The organism is Pseudolysinimonas sp. 10J20-29 (genome assembly GCF_055809595.1).
Genome location: NZ_CM147917.1, coordinates 1,075,143 through 1,091,623 on the forward strand (window position 1 = coordinate 1,075,143; position 16,481 = coordinate 1,091,623).

General features: G+C 70.2%; 14 protein-coding genes, 1 tRNA gene and 1 other RNA gene. 9 read left to right on the forward strand and 7 right to left on the reverse strand.

Annotated features, from left to right (window positions below; all coding sequences use genetic code 11):
• Positions 1–19 precede the first annotated feature (19 nt).
• Both AC0L6Y_RS05255 and aceE read right to left on the reverse strand, forming a co-directional pair.
• On the reverse strand, positions 20–1,198 hold the full coding sequence (locus tag AC0L6Y_RS05255) for a PucR family transcriptional regulator (protein WP_473557064.1): 1,179 nt from the start codon (positions 1,196–1,198) through the stop codon (positions 20–22).
• Positions 1,199–3,943 (reverse strand): pyruvate dehydrogenase (acetyl-transferring), homodimeric type, encoded by a 2,745-nt coding sequence (gene aceE / locus AC0L6Y_RS05260; RefSeq protein ID WP_473557072.1) that lies wholly within the window; start codon positions 3,941–3,943, stop codon positions 1,199–1,201.
• A 226-nt stretch (positions 3,944–4,169) separates the two neighbouring features.
• On the opposite strand from aceE, the gene AC0L6Y_RS05265 reads away from it, so the two are divergent.
• The 8 genes from AC0L6Y_RS05265 (at position 4,170) to rnpB (ending at position 11,285) form a co-directional block, all read left to right on the forward strand.
• A complete protein-coding gene (locus AC0L6Y_RS05265; RefSeq protein ID WP_473557078.1) occupies positions 4,170–4,652 on the forward strand; it encodes a peroxiredoxin in 483 nt (160 codons plus the stop codon).
• Between the two features lie 12 nt (positions 4,653–4,664).
• Positions 4,665–4,737 (forward strand) — tRNA-Val (locus tag AC0L6Y_RS05270).
• Between the two features lie 48 nt (positions 4,738–4,785).
• Entirely contained in the window at positions 4,786–5,703 is a 918-nt protein-coding gene (locus AC0L6Y_RS05275; protein WP_473557084.1) for a DMT family transporter, read from the forward strand.
• A 9-nt stretch (positions 5,704–5,712) separates the two neighbouring features.
• Positions 5,713–8,862: a purine-cytosine permease family protein gene (locus tag AC0L6Y_RS05280; RefSeq protein WP_473557091.1), complete on the forward strand. Its 3,150-nt coding sequence runs from the start codon at positions 5,713–5,715 to the stop codon at positions 8,860–8,862.
• A gap of 22 nt (positions 8,863–8,884) precedes the next feature.
• On the forward strand, positions 8,885–9,703 hold the full coding sequence (locus AC0L6Y_RS05285; protein WP_473557096.1) for a Nif3-like dinuclear metal center hexameric protein: 819 nt from the start codon (positions 8,885–8,887) through the stop codon (positions 9,701–9,703).
• Between the two features lie 13 nt (positions 9,704–9,716).
• Positions 9,717–10,457 carry a zinc ribbon domain-containing protein gene (locus AC0L6Y_RS05290; protein WP_473557099.1) on the forward strand — a complete coding sequence of 247 codons (741 nt, stop codon included), beginning with the start codon at positions 9,717–9,719 and terminating at the stop codon, positions 10,455–10,457.
• A complete protein-coding gene (locus tag AC0L6Y_RS05295) occupies positions 10,454–10,894 on the forward strand; it encodes a reverse transcriptase-like protein (RefSeq protein WP_473557105.1) in 441 nt (146 codons plus the stop codon). Before AC0L6Y_RS05290 ends, AC0L6Y_RS05295 begins: the two co-directional genes overlap by 4 nt.
• A 21-nt stretch (positions 10,895–10,915) precedes the next feature.
• Positions 10,916–11,285, forward strand: an RNA gene (rnpB, locus tag AC0L6Y_RS05300) — RNase P RNA component class A.
• Between the two features lie 2 nt (positions 11,286–11,287).
• Here rnpB and AC0L6Y_RS05305 read toward each other — a convergent pair.
• The 4 genes from AC0L6Y_RS05305 to AC0L6Y_RS05320 form a co-directional block, all read right to left on the reverse strand.
• Entirely contained in the window at positions 11,288–12,034 is a 747-nt protein-coding gene (locus AC0L6Y_RS05305) for an FAD:protein FMN transferase (RefSeq protein ID WP_473557106.1), read from the reverse strand.
• On the reverse strand, positions 12,031–12,507 hold the full coding sequence (locus AC0L6Y_RS05310) for an FMN-binding protein (protein WP_473557111.1): 477 nt from the start codon (positions 12,505–12,507) through the stop codon (positions 12,031–12,033). The genes AC0L6Y_RS05305 and AC0L6Y_RS05310 overlap by 4 nt, the downstream gene beginning before the upstream one ends.
• The gene (locus AC0L6Y_RS05315; protein ID WP_473557116.1) at positions 12,504–13,928 is read right to left on the reverse strand and encodes a ferredoxin reductase family protein; all 1,425 of its coding nucleotides are present in this window, start codon (positions 13,926–13,928) and stop codon (positions 12,504–12,506) included. Before AC0L6Y_RS05315 ends, AC0L6Y_RS05310 begins: the two co-directional genes overlap by 4 nt.
• 156 nt (positions 13,929–14,084) lie before the next feature.
• A complete protein-coding gene (locus AC0L6Y_RS05320; protein ID WP_294180555.1) occupies positions 14,085–14,288 on the reverse strand; it encodes a cold-shock protein in 204 nt (67 codons plus the stop codon).
• Positions 14,289–14,618: 330 nt separating this feature from the next.
• Between AC0L6Y_RS05320 and AC0L6Y_RS05325 the strand changes: the two genes are divergently transcribed.
• Complete coding sequence (locus tag AC0L6Y_RS05325; protein WP_473557121.1) at positions 14,619–15,716, forward strand: fatty acid desaturase family protein; 1,098 nt, start codon at positions 14,619–14,621, stop codon at positions 15,714–15,716.
• Here AC0L6Y_RS05325 and ppgK read toward each other — a convergent pair.
• On the reverse strand, positions 15,713–16,477 hold the full coding sequence (ppgK, locus tag AC0L6Y_RS05330) for a polyphosphate--glucose phosphotransferase (RefSeq protein ID WP_473557127.1): 765 nt from the start codon (positions 16,475–16,477) through the stop codon (positions 15,713–15,715). The two genes, AC0L6Y_RS05325 and ppgK, sit on opposite strands and share 4 nt — an antisense overlap.
• Positions 16,478–16,481 lie beyond the last annotated feature (4 nt).

Here is a 16,481-nt window from a genome sequence, read left to right on the forward strand (position 1 = left end):
GTGGCGGGCCGCCGACGCCTCAGCTGCGTTCCCCGGAGATGCTGCCGACGACGAGCGCGACCTGCAGGATGAGGGCCTCGCGGGCGCCGGTGGCGTCCCAGCCGATGACCTCGCTGATGCGCTTGAGCCGGTAGCGCACCGTGTTCGGGTGCACGAACAGCTCGCGCGCGGTCGCCTCGAGCGAGCGGCCGTTGTCGAGGTAGCACCAGAGCGTGGTCAGAAGCTCGGTGGAGTGGTTCTGCAGCGGAACGTAGATCCGCTCGACCAGCGCCTTGCGGGCGAGCGGATCGCCGGCGAGGGCGCGCTCGGGCAGCAGGTCATCGGCGTGGGTGGGGCGCGGCGCGTTGCGCCACGCCTTGGCGACGGCGAAGCCCGCGAGTGCCGCCCGCGCCGAGCGTGCCGCGTCGACGAGCGAGGGAACCGTGTGCCCGAGCACCAGGTGGCCGTCGCCGAATCCCGGCTCGAGCTGCGCGGCGATCTCCAGGAAGGCCAGGCGCTCCCGCGTCTCGGCGGTCTCCTCCCCGTCGACCGGGTTGGTGCGGCCGATGACCAGCACCAGGCGGCTGCCCTGCACGCCGATCAGCACGTCCGCGTCGAGATGACGCGCGGTGCGGCGCAGCTGATCGACGTCGAGGCTGCGCGGAGCGGTGCCGACCAGCACGCTCACCTCGCCGTGGCCGTTCCAGCCGAGCGCGGCGACCCGGCTGGGAAGCTCGCTGTCGTATTCGCCGGTGAGGATCGAGTCGACGACGAGCGCTTCCAGTCGCGCATCCCAGAGCCCTCGCGCCTCGGCGGCGCGGGCGTAGACGTCCGCCGCCGCGAAGGCGATCTCGCGCGAGTACAGCAGGATCGCCTCGCGCAGCACCTCGTCGTCGTCCTTGATGCGGTGCTCGACCACCTCGACCGTGACGCGGATCAGCTGCAGCGTCTGCTGCAGCGACACCGAGCGCAGCAGCTCGCGCGGGGCTGCGCCGAACACGTCGGCGGCGATCCACGGCGTCGATTTCGGGTCGTCGAACCACGAGATGAACGACGTGATTCCGGCCTGCGCGACCAGACCGACAGCGCTGCGCCGGCCCGGGGGCATGTCCCGGTACCAGGGCAGCGTGTCGTCGAGTCGCTTCAGCGTCGCGGTGGAGAGTTCACCGGTGAGCGTGCGAAGCCAAGCGAGCGTCTGCTTCTTGGTGCGCTCCGCCACTTAGCTCTCGCCGCCCGCCGATCCGGACGTTCCCGCCGTCACGTCGTGCAGGCGGTACTGCTCGATCGCGCGAGCCACGGTCGCCGGGTCCACAGCCCCGCGCCGCGCGAGCGACTGCAGGGTGCGCACCACGACCGACGGGCCGTCGATCTTGAAGTAGCGGCGAGCCGCCGGACGCGTGTCGCTGAATCCGAAGTCGTCGGCGCCGAGCGTCGCGAAGTCGCCGGGCACGAACTGGCGCACCTGGTCGGGCACCGCGTGCATGTAGTCGGTGACGGCGACGAACGGGCCCTCGGCTCCGCTGAGCTTGTTCCACAGGTAGGGAACCTGCGGCGGCTCCTCCGGGTGCAGGAAGTTGTGCTCGTCGGCGGCGAGGCCGTCGCGGCGCAGCTCAGTCCAGGAGGTCACGCTCCAGATGTCCGCCGACACGCCCCAGTCGCGAGCGAGCAGCTCCTGCGCCTCGACCGCCCAGGCGAGCGCGACGCCGGAGGCCATGATCTGCGCCTTGGGTCCGCTCGTCTCCGGGCCGGTGCTGACCTTGTGGATGCCCTTGAGGATTCCGTCGACGTCCACGTTCTCCGGCTCGGCGGGCTGCACGATCGGCTCGTTGTACACCGTGAGGTAGTACATGACGTTCGGGTCCGGATGGGTGAGACCGTTCTCGTCGGTGCCGTACATGCGCTGAAGGCCGGCCTTCACGATGTGGCCGATCTCGTAGCCGTAGGCCGGGTCATAGCTGACGACGGCGGGGTTCGTCGACGCGAGCAGCGGCGAGTGGCCGTCGGCGTGCTGCAGACCCTCACCGGTCAGCGTGGTGCGACCGGCGGTGGCGCCGATGATGAATCCGCGCGCCATCTGGTCGCCCGCGGCCCACATGGCGTCGCCCGTGCGCTGGAACCCGAACATCGAGTAGAACACGTAGACCGGAATCAGCGGCTGGCCGTGCGTCGAGTACGAGGTGCCGATCGCCGTGAACGCGGCGAAGGCGCCCGCCTCGTTGATGCCGACGTGGACGATCTGGCCCTGCGGGCTCTCCTTGTAGGCGAGCAGCAGGTCGCGGTCGACCGAGGTGTAGTGCTGGCCGTTCGGGTTGTAGATCTTCGCCGTCGGGAAGTACGCATCCATTCCGAAGGTGCGCGCCTCGTCGGGGATGATCGGCACGATGCGCTGCCCGAGGTCGGGGGTGCGCAGCAGGTCCTTGAGCAGTCGCGCGAAGGCCATCGTGGTGGCGACCTCCTGCTTGCCCGAGCCCTTCTTGACGACCTCGAAGGCCTTGTCCTCCGGGAGCGTGACCGGCACGTGCGTCGTGCGACGCTCGGGCAGGTAGCCGCCGAGCTCGCGGCGACGCTCGTGCAGGTACTGGATCGCCGGGCTGTCGTTGCCGGGGTGGAAGTACGGCGGGAGGTAGGGGTTCTCCTCGAGCTGGGCGTCCGTGATCGGGATGCGCAGCTCGTCGCGGAACTGCTTGAGGTTGTCGAGCGTGAGCTTCTTCATCTGGTGGGTCGCGTTGCGGCCCTCGAAGCTCTTGCCGAGGCCGTAGCCCTTGATCGTCTTGGCGAGGATGACCGTCGGCTGGCCCTCGTGCTCGACGGCGGCCTTGAACGCCGCGTACACCTTGCGGTAGTCGTGGCCGCCGCGACGCAGGCTCCACACCTGGTCGTCGGTCATGCCCTCGACGAGCTTGAGCGCCTCGGGGTCGCGGCCGAAGAAGTTCTCGCGCACGTAGGCGCCGTCCTCGGTCTTGTAGGTCTGGTAGTCGCCGTCGGGCGTCTTGTTCATCAGGTTGACGAGGGCGCCGCTCTCGTCGCGCGAGAGCAGGTCGTCCCACTCGCGGCCCCAGATGACCTTGATGACGTTCCAGCCGGCACCGCGGAAGAAGCTCTCGAGCTCCTGGATGATCTTGCCGTTGCCGCGCACCGGTCCGTCGAGACGCTGCAGGTTGCAGTTGACGACGAAGGTCAGGTTGTCGAGCTTCTCGTTGGCGGCCCACTGCAGGGCGCCGCGGCTCTCGACCTCGTCCATCTCGCCGTCGCCGAGGAACGCCCAGACGCGGCTGTCAGCCGCATCCGCGATGCCGCGGTTGGTGAGGTACTTGTTGTTCTGCGCCTGCCAGATCGCGTTGATCGGACCGAGGCCCATCGACACGGTCGGGAACTGCCAGAACTCCGGCATGAGGCGCGGGTGCGGGTACGAGCTGAGCCCGCCGCCCTCGTGCGACTTCTCCTGACGGAACCCGTCGAGCTGGTGCTCGGAGAGCCGGCCTTCCAGGTAGGCGCGGGCGTACATGCCGGGGGAGGCGTGGCCCTGGTAGAAGATCTGGTCGCCGCCCGAAGCGTGGTCGCGACCGCGGAAGAACCAGTTGTGGCCGACCTCGTACAGCGACGAGCTCGACGCGTAGGTCGAGATGTGTCCGCCGACGGCGATGCCGGGGCGCTGAGCGCGGTGCACCGTGATCGCGGCGTTCCAGCGGATCCAGCGACGGTACTCGCGCTCGAGCTCCTCGTCACCGGGGAACGGCGCCTCGTTCTCGGGGGCGATCGTGTTGATGTAGTCCGTCGTCGGCACCATCGGAACCCCGAGGTGCAGATCCTTCGACCGCTTGAGCAGGCTGAGCATGACGTCGCGACCGCGGCCACGGCCCTTCTCCTCGACGAGTGCGTCGAGGGACTGCTGCCATTCGGAGGTTTCCTCCGGGTCCGGGTCAGTGTGGCTCACCGAATACGGGTCCTGGTCGTTGACCGTCACGTCTGACTTCTCCTTAGGAGTCGCGGCATGGCGGGTGGGCCATGCGGTGGCGTCCGCGCTCGACAACCCTCCGGGTTCTCGGTGGTGGGGAGCGGGGTATCGAAAGGCAGTCTAGTTGTGTGAACGCCACAGTTCTGGACCGCTCGGCGCAATCGCGGTGTCGGGCGTAGGATCGGTCGCTGGACTTGTCGGGTGAACGCCCGGCCGGAGAGGAATCGCTGCGACCATGGCGCTGGAGAACGACACCCAGGCTCCCGACTTCGATCTCGCGAACCAGTTCGGCGAGCACGTGCGGCTGAGCGACTTCCGCGGGCGCAAGCCCGTCGCGCTCGTGTTCTTCCCGCTCGCGTTCTCGAGCCGATGCACGGGGGAGCTGTGCGAGCTGCGCGACAACCTGGCGCTGTTCCGCGAGAACGGCGTCGAGCTGATCGGCATCTCGGTCGACTCCAAGGCCAGCCTGCGCGCCTGGGCCGAGCAGGAGGGCTACGACTTCACCCTGCTCGCCGACTTCTGGCCGCACGGCGCCGTCGCCCGCGAGTACGGCGTGTTCCTGGAGGAGAAGGGCTTCGCCAACCGGGCCACCTTCGTGATCGATGTCGATGGCGTCATCCGCGCCTCGTTCATCACCGCGCCCGGCGAATCGCGCTCGCTCGAGGAGTACCGCGCCGCGGTGGCCGAGGTCGCACCGGTGACCGCCGAGCCCCGATAGCATCGATCGACCGGGCTCTTAGCTCAGCTGGTAGAGCGCCTCGTTTACACCGAGGATGTCGGGGGTTCGAGTCCCTCAGGGCCCACCGTTCGAACCGGACTCGGTTCCTCATCGGACGGAGAGGAGCGGAGCCGTGAATCCGGGTGCAGTCGTAGCGCTGGTGATTGCGGCGACGCTCTGGGGCACGACCGGGACGGCGGCCAGCTTCTTCCCCGAGGATGTGAGCCCCATCGCGGTGGGCGCGGCCACGATGGGCATCGGCGGCATGCTGCTCCTCCTCTTCGCGAGGCGACGCGCCCTCGCGGTGCTGCGGCATCGCGCGCAGCGTCGCTGGGTGGCGCTCGGCGCGCTCGGCGTCGTCGTCTACCCGCTCGCGTTCTACAGCGGCATGGATCTGGCTGGGGTGGCGGTCGGCAACGTCGTCGCCCTCGGCTCGGGGCCGGTGTTCGCGGCTCTCCTCGAATGGCTGCTCGAACGGCGCCCGCTCTCGCGGCGCTGGGCCATCGCGACCGCGTTCGCGCTGGTCGGAATCGCGGCGCTCGCCACGAGTCGCGCGATCTTCGGCGACGGAGCATCGGAGGAGGGGCGCCCGGGCGACGCCCCGGTGCTCGGGATCGCGGTCGCTCTTCTCGCCGGGCTCGCCTACGCGCTGTACACGTACGCATCCGGCCGCGCCATGGCGGCGGGCGGCACGAGCCGCGGGGTGATGGCGGCGATGTTCGGGCTCGGCGGTGCGCTTCTGCTGCCGGTGCTCCTCGTGACGGGGGCGCCTCTGCTTCAGAGCCCCACCACGGTCGGCATCGCCGGCTACCTCGTGCTCGGCCCGATGGTGCTGGCCTACCTGCTGTTCGGCCTCGGCGTGCGCGAGCTTCGCAGCTCCCACGTGACCACGATCACGCTCCTGGAGCCGGTCGTGGCGACGGTGCTCGCGGTGCTCATCGTCGGGGAGCGGCTCGCTCCGCTCGGCTGGGGCGGGGTCGCCCTGATCCTCGTCGGACTATCTGTTCTCGTGTCGGCTCGTCGTACCCCGTTAATGAGTGAGCGCCTCTAGGCTTTTCCTATGACCGACGCTCCATTCGGCAATGGTGACGCGGAGCCCGACTCCGTGGACGACGCCGCGCCGACAGGCAAGCGCCGATCCACGTTCACGCCGTTGCCGCGTGACGTGGAGACGGCCGCCACGACGCCCCCGCCGCCGCCGGCCGCGGACGAGCAGAGCGCGCGCGACGCCGAGCTGGAGTCCGAGCCGGAGTCCGAGCCGACACAGCCGGAGCAGCCGGAGCTCACCGACGACGACGCGATCGCCGAGGCGCTTGCGGCGCAGTTCTCGACGTACACCGCCCCGGTGTCGGTGATCCCCTCGGAGTCGCATGCACCCGTGATCCCGGATGCGTCGGATGCGTCGGATGGTTCGGATCTGCCGGATGCGTCGGATGCGCAGGGCGCGCCCGAACCGGCCGACGAGGAGTATCTGCCCCTCCCGGATTTCGAGCCCGAGCCGGAGCCGGAGCCGGTCGCGTTCGAGTCCGACCCGGTCGTTGTCGAGCCGGAGCGGGGCGCGGCCGAGCCCGAGGAGTCCGAATTCGAGCCCGAGCCCGAGGTCGCACCGTTCGAACCCGCGCCGGCTGCGCCGCGTCCGTTCGATGAGGAGCCCGACTCGTTCTCAGAGGAGCCGGATTCGTTCGAGCCCGACCCGGACCTGGCGGAGCCCGACCCGAATTCGTTCCACGACATCCCGATCGCCGAGGAGCCCGTCGAGCTGGTCGAGCCGGAGCCGGCGCCGACGCCGCCCGTCGCGGGTGACGAGAGCGACCTCGACACGGTGATGGGGGAGAGCTCGACGCTGGCCGCGATCGAGATCCTCGAGCAGCAGCTTCGACTGCGCGAGGAGGACCCGGATGCGTTCCGTGCCTGGCAGGAGGCGCTCGCCACGGGCGCGGTCACGCTGCCGGGCATCTCGGGCCTTCTGGACGAATCCCCGGTCGAGCAGGGCGAGGCCGCCCCGGAGCCCGAGCCGGCCCCGGACGGCGAGCAGCGGTCCGCGGACGATCAGCCGTCGGAGTCGGAGTCCCCCTCGTCGCGGTTCGCCCCGCCGGCTGAGGCGCCCCCGGTGCTCGTCGAGCCGCCCGCGTTCCCCACCTCGGGAGAGGTGCCGACGCTCCGTCCGTCGCTGCCGCCGCCGGACCCCGAGGCGATCGTGCGCGACCCGGAGCTCGCCGAACCCGTGCTCGCCGAGCCGATGCCGGCCGAGCCGGTCCCGGCCGAGCCCGTGCCGGTCGAGCCCGTCCCGGCCGAGCCGGTGCACCCCGACGAGGGCGCGGAGCTGCCTCCGCTGCTCGACTTCAGCTCGATGCCCCCGCCCATCGGAATCGAGCCGGCAGACCTGCCGCCCTACGTTCCCGGCGGCGACGCGGTCGTGCCCGCGCCGGAGCCGAGCGAGCCGCGGTCGGCGTCCCTCGAGCCCGTGTCGCACGACTTCGATGACCGCACGGTGCCGCGCGCGTTCGTGCCCCCGCTGGCCCCGGTGGGCCAGGACTTCGACCTCGACCTCGAGAACGACGACGTGGTCGACGAGGTCGATCGGCTGACCGGCTCCGTTCCGATCTCGGTCGGCGCGGCCGGAGTCGCCGACGTTCTGGCACCGCCCTCGGAGCCGATCGCCGTGCAGCGCGTCGCCGACGATGACCCGCTGCTGGCGGCGCAGGCGCGTCGGATGCCGCGTGCCCGGGAGATCGAGGCGACCGGGATCGAGCCGACGCCGCTCGATCGGCGTGCGGGTCGCTCGGTGCGGCTGTTCTGGCTTTGGTTCGCTCCCAACGCCTCGGTCATCTCGATCGCGGTCGGTGCGATCCTGGCCGCGTCCGGCATGAGTCTGCGTCAGGCGATCGTGGCGGCGCTCACCGGGGTCGCGGTCTCGTGGATTCCGCTCGGATTCGGAACCCTGGCGGGCAAGTGGACGGGACAGCCGGTGATGGTCGTCTCCCGTGCCGTGTTCGGCCACCTGGGCAACCTCGTCCCGGCCGCCCTCGCTCTCGCCACCCGCGTCTTCTGGGGCGGAGCGCTGCTCTGGCTCTTCGCGGCTAGCTCCGCCCACATCGTCGACCTCGCGGGTCTGGATCCCGGTCTCGGGGTCGAACTGGGGACCTTCCTCGGCATCATCGTCGGCGTGATCCTGATCGCGACCGTCGCCGTCATCGGGTACGGCCTGCTCGCGCTGGTCCAGCTCGTGTCGACGGTCGCCTCGCTGCTGCTCATCCTCGGCGTGGTGGTTCTGACCGCGCCCCAACTCGACTTCGGCACGGCGCTGACCAACGGCGACGGCTCCTGGCTGCTGGTGGTGCCGGGTGCGGCGCTCGTGTTCAGCGTGGTCGGGCTCGCCTGGGCGCAGTCCTCGGGCGACGTTGCGCGCTATCAGCGTCCCGATGGCTGGGGCGGCTCCGCGATGGTGTCGAGCTCGCTCGGCGCGACCCTGCCCCCGTTCGCGCTGATCGCCTGGGGGGCGCTGCTCGCGGCGTCCGGCCCGGAGCTCGGCGCGGCGCTGATCCTCGACCCGGTCGGCGCGCTCGCCTCGCTGCTTCCGCTCTGGTACCCGGTGCCGCTCGTGCTCGCGCTGGGAATCGGGCTGATCTCGGGCGCGACCCTCGCCACCTACTCGGCCGGGTTCGCGATCCAGTCGCTGGGGGTCCGCGCGCCGCGCACGTCGACGGCGATCGTCGCCGTCGTCCTGGTTGCCGCGGTAGCCGGGGTTCTGGCCTTCGTCGCGCTCGAGCCGGGAGAGATCCTGTTCGAGCTGATCATCACGATCGCCGTCCCCGTCGCGGCGTGGGTCGGGATCCTGGCGGCCGAGATGATGTTCCGCAGCACGCGTCTCGACGCCTCCTCGCTGCTCGAGCGCGGCCGCCACTACCCCGACGTGCGCTGGGGCAACGTGGCGATCCTCGTGGCGGCGACGGCGATCGGCTGGGGCTTCACCTCGGCCGACGTCGCGGGCCTGTCATGGCAGGGCTTCCTGTTCGCGCCGCTCGGCATCTCGGCGACCGACCTCTGGGCCAGCAGCAACGTCGGCGTCTTCGCCGCGCTCGCGCTGGGACTGGTTGCGACGCTCGCGACCGCGCTGCCGTCGGTGCGTCGCCAGGAGCGCAGCGTCGCCACCGATTCGGTGATCCACACCGGCGCGGTGAGCACCCCGCGCGGCGGCGCCGGCGCCTGACCGGCACTCGTAGACTGGGGGGATGCCTCCCACCCTCGCTGATGTCACGGATGTCGTCGAGACGCTCTGGCCGATCGGCTCCGCTGAGGGCTGGGATGCGCCGGGACTCCTGGCCGGCGACCCCGCAACCGAGGTCACGCGCATCCTTCTCGCCGTCGACGCGGTCGTCGACACGGCAGCCGAGGCCGTCGAATCGGGCGCCCAGCTGCTGCTCGTCCATCACCCGCTGTTCCTGCGCGGTGTCACGACGGTCGCCGAAGACACCTACAAGGGCGCCGTCGTGTCGCGACTGATTCGCGGCGGATGCGCGCTGATCGCCGCCCACACCAACGCCGACATCGTCGATCGCGGCACCTCGGCCGTCCTGGCCGGACGCCTTGGCCTGGTGGAGTCGCGCCCGATCGTGCCGTCAGCGGCCGATGCGGATCTGGGTCTCGGCCGGGTCGGCCGGCTGGCCCAGCCGATGACACTCGGCGCACTCGCGCGTGCGCTCGCGGACGTGCTGCCCGCGACCGCGCAGGGCGTTCGTGCCGCGGGCGACTTCGACCGCACGATCGAGACGGTTGCCCTGTGCGCCGGCGCCGGCGACTCCCTGCTCTCGGATCCTCAGGTGCGGGCGGCTGACGTCTACATCACGAGCGATCTGCGCCACCACCCGGCTTCCGAGGCGCGGGAGAGCTCGCGGCTGCGCGGCGGCCCGGCCCTGCTGGATGTCTCGCACTGGGCGAGCGAGTGGTTGTGGCTTGATACTGCGGCGGCGCAACTGCGCGCCGCGCTCCCGACGGTGGAGGTGCTCGTGAGCGAACTGCGCACCGATCCCTGGGACTTTGCGATCGTGTGATGAAGGAGAAACCATGGCGTTGACGGCTGCACCCGAGGATCAGGCTCTGCTGCTTGATCTGCAGGCGCTTGATACCAAGCTCGCGCAGTTGGCGCATCGCGCATTGACGTTGCCGGAGGCCGGTGTCGTCACCGAGCTCACGGCGGGTCGTGAGGCCCTGCAGCGGCGACTCGTCGAGCAGACGGGCGCGGTCGAGGATGCGCGCCTCGAGCTTCGACGCACCGAATCGGACGTCGAGGTCGTCGACGCGCGGATCATGCGCGATCGCGAGCGGCTGCAGTCGAGCAGCTCCGTGAAGGACATCCAGGCCTTCGAGCAGGAGCTCGCCGCGCTGGCCGTGCGGAAGTCCGACCTGGAGGACATCGAGCTGGCCGTGATGGAGACGGTGGAGGCCCGCGACGCGGAGCTGGCGGCCACGCGTGCCGAGCTCACCGAGCTGGATGAGCGCATCGCCGCGGCGATCGCGGCGCGCGATGCGGCCCTCGAGGTGCTCGCGGCGGATCGCCGCCACGCCGAGGCCAACCGCGCGACGGTCGCCGGCAAGGTGCCCGCCGAGCTGCTCGCCCTCTATGAGAAGCAGCGCGCGCGCTACGGCGTGGGCGCCTCGCTGCTTCGCGCGGGCGTGTCGAGTGCGAGCGGTGTCGCGCTCAACTCCACCGACCTCGGCGCCGTGCGCGCGGCCGCGCCGGACGCGGTGCTGCTGTGCCCGGATTCGAATGCCGTGCTGGTCCGCACTGCGGAGTCCGGCCTGTGACGAGCACCGACGGAGCGGCACGCGAGCTCATCGTCGAGGCCGACGGGGGATCGCGCGGCAACCCCGGTCAGGCGGGCAGCGGCGCGCTCGTGCTCGATGCCGCCACCGGCGAGGTCCTGACCGAGCTGGGGCTGTACGTGGGCGTCGCGAGCAACAACGTCGCCGAGTACAAGGGCATGATCGCGGGCGTGCGGGCAGCGATTGAGCTGGACCCGGAGGCGGTGCTGCGGGTGCGCATGGACTCGAAGCTCGTCGTCGAGCAGATGTCCGGGCGGTGGAAGATCAAGCACCCCGACATGGCGACGCTCGCCGCGGAGGCGCGCCAGGTGCTCACGGGAACTCCGGTCGCCTTCGAGTGGATTCCGCGTGCCGAGAACTCGCGCGCGGACAAGCTCGCGAACGAGGCGATGGACACGCGTCGCGACTTCCGTCGGTAGCGGTAACCTTGACCCAGTGAACGGGCCGACCAGACGGTCGCGTCAGGAGTCCTTCGGGACGACTGCCGAGGAACGTCCGGGCTCCACAGAGCAGGGCGGTGGGTAACACCCACCCGGAGCAATCCGCGAGAAAGTGCAACAGAAAGCAGACCGCCTCGGCTTCGGCCGCGGTAAGGGTGAAACGGTGGTGTAAGAGACCACCAGGAGCCCGAGTGATCGGGCTCGCTGGGTAAACCTCGCCTGGAGCAAGGTCAGACAGGGAACGTTGAGGCGGCTCGCCGAGTTCCCGGGTAGACCGCTGGAGATGTGCGGCAACGCACGTCCGAGATAGATGGCCGTCCGGCGCCTTTCGGGGCGACGACAGAACCCGGCGTATCGGTCGACCCGTTCACCTCACGCGGCAGCGTGCATCGCCTCGCGCATCCCCGGGGTGATCAGCAGCTCGCCGGCGCGGTCGACGGTGAGCACCTCGATCGGAAAGCGCGACGTGGCCTCGTCGAGGTAGTCGCGTCCGCCCGCCACGATCGCGGTCGCCAGCACGTCCGCGGTCACGATGTCGGGTGCGATCACGGTGACCTGCCGGAATCCGTTCTCGTCGAGAGCGCGGGCTCCCCAGATGTGGTCGCCGCGCTCGGTCGAACCGCTCGTCGCGATCGCGCGACGGTCGTCATCGAGCGACACGGAGGTCAGCAGTCGTCCGCGATCCTCCGGGTCCGCGATCCCGACGACCCACGGGCGGCCCTCGTGGTCGACGCCCTCGGTGAGCACGTCACCGCCGACGTTCAGGCACCAGTTCGCGGCCCCGCGGTCGCGCAGCGCATCGCCCGCGGCCGCCATCGCCCACGACTTCACGATGCCCGAGAGATCGAGCACCCCGTCGGGGCGATGCGCGGTGAACTGGCCCTCGGTGCGCCGCCGCCAGTCGAGGGCGAGGGCGTACGCGGCGAGCACCTCCGCCGAGGCCTCGACGAGGGGGAGCCCCCGGGCGACGGCGGAGAGCTCCGAGTCGGGGCGATACAGGCTGAACCGCGCATCGGCGGAGTTCAGCACGCGGGCGACGCTGGCCGCCGCGAGCTGATCCTCGGTGACGAGTTCGAGCGAACTGACCGTGCCCATGGTCCGGATCACATGGCGGCTCACGAGAGGGCCGCCTCGTCGAGGGCCGCCTGCACCGAGCTGAGGTAGGCCTCGCTCGTGAAGGTCGCGCCGCTGACGGTCGAGACGGCGCTCGACTGGGCGCTGATCACCTCGGAGGCGAGAATCGGGGTCGCGTTCGCCGCGAGCTGGACCGAGCGGCTGTCGGCATCGGGGGACTGCAGCGTCGCGACCTCGGTGATCTGGCCGCCGCTGATCGTCACCGCGACCTGGACATCGCCCCAGCGCGTCGACTCGACGCTCCCGGTGAACGTGCCCTCGCTCAGCCTGGCGCTGCCCGTCTCGGCGTCCGCGGAGGCACCCGCATCGGTGGGGGCGTCGGCCGTCCCGTCCGACGCGCTGTCGGTCGTGGTCGAGGTGGTCGCGGTGTCCAGCGGCTCGGCGACGCCGAGCTGCCATCCGATGCTGAGAAATCCGAGCGAGACGAGGCTTCCGATCGCTCGCGCACGGGCGCTCATGAGGCGAACCTCTCCACGTGGATGCGCCGGGCCGGCACGCCCGCCGCGAGCGCGTCGCGCTCCACGGCCTCCGACCAGGCGTCGGGGCCGCAGATGAACAGATCCGACTCGAGAAGGTCGGGGAATATCGAGCGGATGGTCACGCCGCGCGCGACATCTCGGGCGGCGAGCCAGCCGTTCGGATCCCGCGTGCCGACCGAGGTGTACACGGCGGCCCCGCGCTCGGTGGCGAGGTCGACGACTTCGTCGAGCAGGTACAGACCGTCGCTGGTGGAGGCGCGCAGCAGCACCGTCGCGTCCCCGGGGGTGGTCGAGGCGCCTTCGAGCAGTGCGCGAGCCGGGGTGATTCCGATGCCGGCGGCGGCGATCGCGAGCCGCGGGGTCGTGCGGGCGGCGTCGCGGAACAGCCCGTACGGGCCAGCGAAGCTGACGCGGGTTCCGACCGGAACGGCGGTCAGCCGTCGCGTCCCCGCGCCGAGCACGCGCACCGTGATGCGCAGGCGGTCGCCGGCGGGAGCGGCCGACAGCGAGATCGGGTGCGCATGCCACCAGGTCTGTCCCGTCCAGAACCGCCAGGTGAAGAACTGCCCGCCGTGCGCGGCGAGACGTGAGATGCCTCGCCCGCGGAGCCAGATCGAGGCGACATCGTGGGCGATCCACTCGATCCGGTCGACCACGAGGCGGTGACGCAGCGAGCGAACGAGGGGCACGGCGACGCGGAAGACCAGGATGCTGCCGAACGCGATGACGGTCAGGCTGATCCAGTACACCCGCTGCCAGGTTCCCTCCATGAGGATGCCGCCGAGGCTGAGCTCGTGGGGGAGCGCGGCGAGCACCGCGGCGTAGCTCAGCAGGTGCACGCCGTGCCACAGCTCGCGCGGCAGATGACGACGCACTGCGATGACCGAGGTCACGACCACGGCGATGAGCAGGCCGAGCCCCAGGTAGGCCAAGGGCATGTCCGTGATCGAGAACAGCAGCAGCGTCTCGCTCACGACGTCGGTGCCGTCGGCGACGGCGTAGCCGACCGTCAGGAACACCGCGTGGGCGAGCAGGAGGTAGAGCGCGGGCTTGCCGAGGCGCCCGTGCAGGGCGATCGCGCGGTCATGGCCCATAGCGCGGTCCAGCAGCGGAATGCGGGCGGCCAGCACGAGCATGACCAGCACGAGGTCGGTCGCGATGAGTCCGGTGAGGATGCCGGCGGCGGTGAGGGCGGAGCCGAGGTCGGTCACCTCGGAGAGCACACCGGAGGCGAGGGCGAGCGCGGCGGCGATCGCGCCGGAGCTCCAGGCGGCAACCTCGAGCGCGTCGGCAACGGCGGCGCGTCGCGCGGTTCGCCGGGAGAGCTCGTCGGCGAGAACCTCTCGGTTCTTCGCGACGAGAGTCCGCGGCGCGGCGGTGTCCGCGTGCATGGTGCTCATCTCACTCCTCGGTTCCGGGATGACCTCGTGGGAACCAGAATGAGCGCGATGGCTATTCGTCGGCTATGAATCGCATGAGAAGCGGATTCGATCGCCGGACAAGCAAAAAGCGCCGCCCGGCGAACCGGGCGACGCTTTTCAGAGTGAGTGCGAGACTCAGGCCAGCTTGATGGCCGAGGCCTGGGGCCCCTTGGGGCCCTGTGCGACGTCGAACTCGACGCGCTGACCCTCTTCGAGGCTGCGGTATCCCTTGGCCTCGATCGCGGAGTAGTGGGCGAACAGGTCCTGGCTGCCGTCATCGGGGGTAATGAACCCGAATCCCTTTTCGGCGTTGAACCACTTCACGGTGCCGGTGGGCATAGTGACTTCCTTCATGAACTGCCGGTCGCGTACTTCGCGTCCGTCCGTCGCGGTGTTCTTCTTCCGCGTTCATGAAGGCGGCACGGCACCGACGGCGCCTCACTGCCTGCACATCCTGCGCAACACAACAACTTCGACTGCAACGCTAGTGCACGAACGTGCGGAGGGACAGTCACATTTCATGTCGGATTTATCACGGTGTCGTAAACGATTGGCGACAGTGACCCGATTCTCGGGGGATCGGCAGGCGGGCGGGATAACATCAAGCATCTGAGAGCACACGCTCACTCCGGCGGCTGAGAAGTCGAAGTCGACTTGCGAAGGCCAGCTATGACGAACACATCCACCCTTGGACCGGTGCGTGCGACATCGCGTCGTGACCCGAACCGCGTCAACCCCACGAGCACCTACACCGCGCTTCTCGCGTTGATTCGCCAGGAGGGGCTGCTCCAGCGCAGCCGCGTCTTCTATATGAGTCTTCTCGGCACGCTCGTGCTGGCGCTCGGCGGATGCATCGCCGGCTTCATCCTGCTCGGCGACAGCTGGTTCCAACTGCTCATCGCGGCGGCGCTCGGCATCGTGTTCACCCAGTTCGCGTTCCTAGGCCACGAGGCATCGCACCGCCAGGTCTTCGAGTCGGGCAAGGCGAACGACCGCCTCGGCCGCATTCTCGCGAGCGGAGTCGCCGGACTCAGCTACTCGTGGTGGATGACGAAGCACACCCGCCACCACGGCAACCCGAACCAGATCGGTCGCGACCCCGACATCGACGCCGACACGGTCTCGTTCTACGACGAGGATGCCGCCGCGACGCGCGGCTGGCGCGCGGCGATCGTCCGTCGCCAGGGCTACCTGTTCTTCCCGCTGCTCACCTTCGAGGGCGTCAACCTGCACGTGCACTCGATCAGCCACATCTTCGGCCGAGGCAAGGTCGACCGTCGCTGGCTCGAGATCACCCTGATCGTCGCCCGCCTCGCCGCCGTCGTCGCGGCCGTGTTCCTCGTGCTCCCGCTCGGAATGGCGTTCGCGTTCCTCGGCGTGCAGCTCGCCGTGTTCGGCTTCTACATGGGTGCGGCGTTCGCCCCCAACCACATCGGCATGCCGGTCATCCCGGCTGGCACGAAGCTCGACTTCCTGCGCAAGCAGGTGCTGACCTCGCGCAACATCATCGGCGGCACCTGGGCGACCGTCCTCTTCGGCGGCCTCAACCACCAGGTCGAGCACCACCTGTTCCCGAGCATGGCCCGTCCGCACCTGGCGCGGGCGCGCGCGATGGTGCGCGAGCACTGCCGCGTCGAGGGGATCGACTACACCGAGCAGACGGTCGGGCGCGCGTACGCCAACGTGATCCAGTACATGAACCGGGTCGGCCTGCACGCGCGCGACCCGTTCAACTGCCCGGCGCTCGGCAACCTCCGCCGCGTCTAGCGTCTCGCGGCGTGCGGCTTGGCCGCGAGAGCGGCCGCGCCGAGGATGCCCGCGTTGTTGCGCAGCGTCGCGGGCACCAGCGGGGTGTCGATCTTGATCAGCGGCAGGAACTCCTCGTGCTGCTTGCTCACGCCGCCGCCGACGATGAACAGCTCGGGGGAGAACAGGAACTCGACGCGGTCGTAGAAGCGGGTCAGCCGCTTCGCCCAGTTCTTCCAGCTCAGCTTCCGCTTCTCGCGGACCGCGTTCGAGGCGCGCTTCTCCGCCTCACGGCCGTCGATCTCCAGGTGTCCGAGCTCCGTGTTCGGAACGAGTTCGCCGTTGTAGAGGAACGCGCTGCCGATGCCGGTGCCGAGGGTGGTCAGGATGACCAGCCCCTCGACTCCCTTCGCGGCGCCGTAGCGGGCCTCGGCGTAGCCGGCGGCGTCGGCGTCGTTGACGAAGTGGATGTCGCGGCCGAGCGCCTTCTCGAACAGCTCCTCGGCCTTCAGCCCGACCCACTCGTCGGAGACGTTGGCGGCCGTCATGGTGCGTCCGTTGCGGACCACCGCGGGGAACGTCACGCCGATCGGGACGCCATCCGCTGACTCGCCGAAGCGGGACACCAGTTCCACGGTTGCGGCGAGGATGTCGTCGGGACGACCGCCCCGCGGCGTCGCGATCTTCTCGCGCGAGCTGACGAGCTCGCCGGTCTCGACGTCGACGAGGGCGCCCTTGATCCCGGTGCCGCCGATGTCGACGCCGATTGCGAGAGTGCTCATGAGG

Coding starts and splice junctions, on each gene's coding strand:
- AC0L6Y_RS05265 (WP_473557078.1), top strand. CDS start 4,170: ATGGCGCTGGAGAACGACACCCAGGCTCCCGACTTCGATCTCGCGAAC.
- AC0L6Y_RS05280 (WP_473557091.1), top strand. CDS start 5,713: ATGACCGACGCTCCATTCGGCAATGGTGACGCGGAGCCCGACTCCGTG.
- AC0L6Y_RS05285 (WP_473557096.1), top strand. CDS start 8,885: ATGCCTCCCACCCTCGCTGATGTCACGGATGTCGTCGAGACGCTCTGG.
- AC0L6Y_RS05290 (WP_473557099.1), top strand. CDS start 9,717: ATGGCGTTGACGGCTGCACCCGAGGATCAGGCTCTGCTGCTTGATCTG.
- AC0L6Y_RS05310 (WP_473557111.1), bottom strand. CDS start 12,507: ATGAGCGCCCGTGCGCGAGCGATCGGAAGCCTCGTCTCGCTCGGATTT.
- AC0L6Y_RS05315 (WP_473557116.1), bottom strand. CDS start 13,928: ATGAGCACCATGCACGCGGACACCGCCGCGCCGCGGACTCTCGTCGCG.
- AC0L6Y_RS05320 (WP_294180555.1), bottom strand. CDS start 14,288: ATGCCCACCGGCACCGTGAAGTGGTTCAACGCCGAAAAGGGATTCGGG.
- AC0L6Y_RS05325 (WP_473557121.1), top strand. CDS start 14,619: ATGACGAACACATCCACCCTTGGACCGGTGCGTGCGACATCGCGTCGT.
- ppgK (WP_473557127.1), bottom strand. CDS start 16,477: ATGAGCACTCTCGCAATCGGCGTCGACATCGGCGGCACCGGGATCAAG.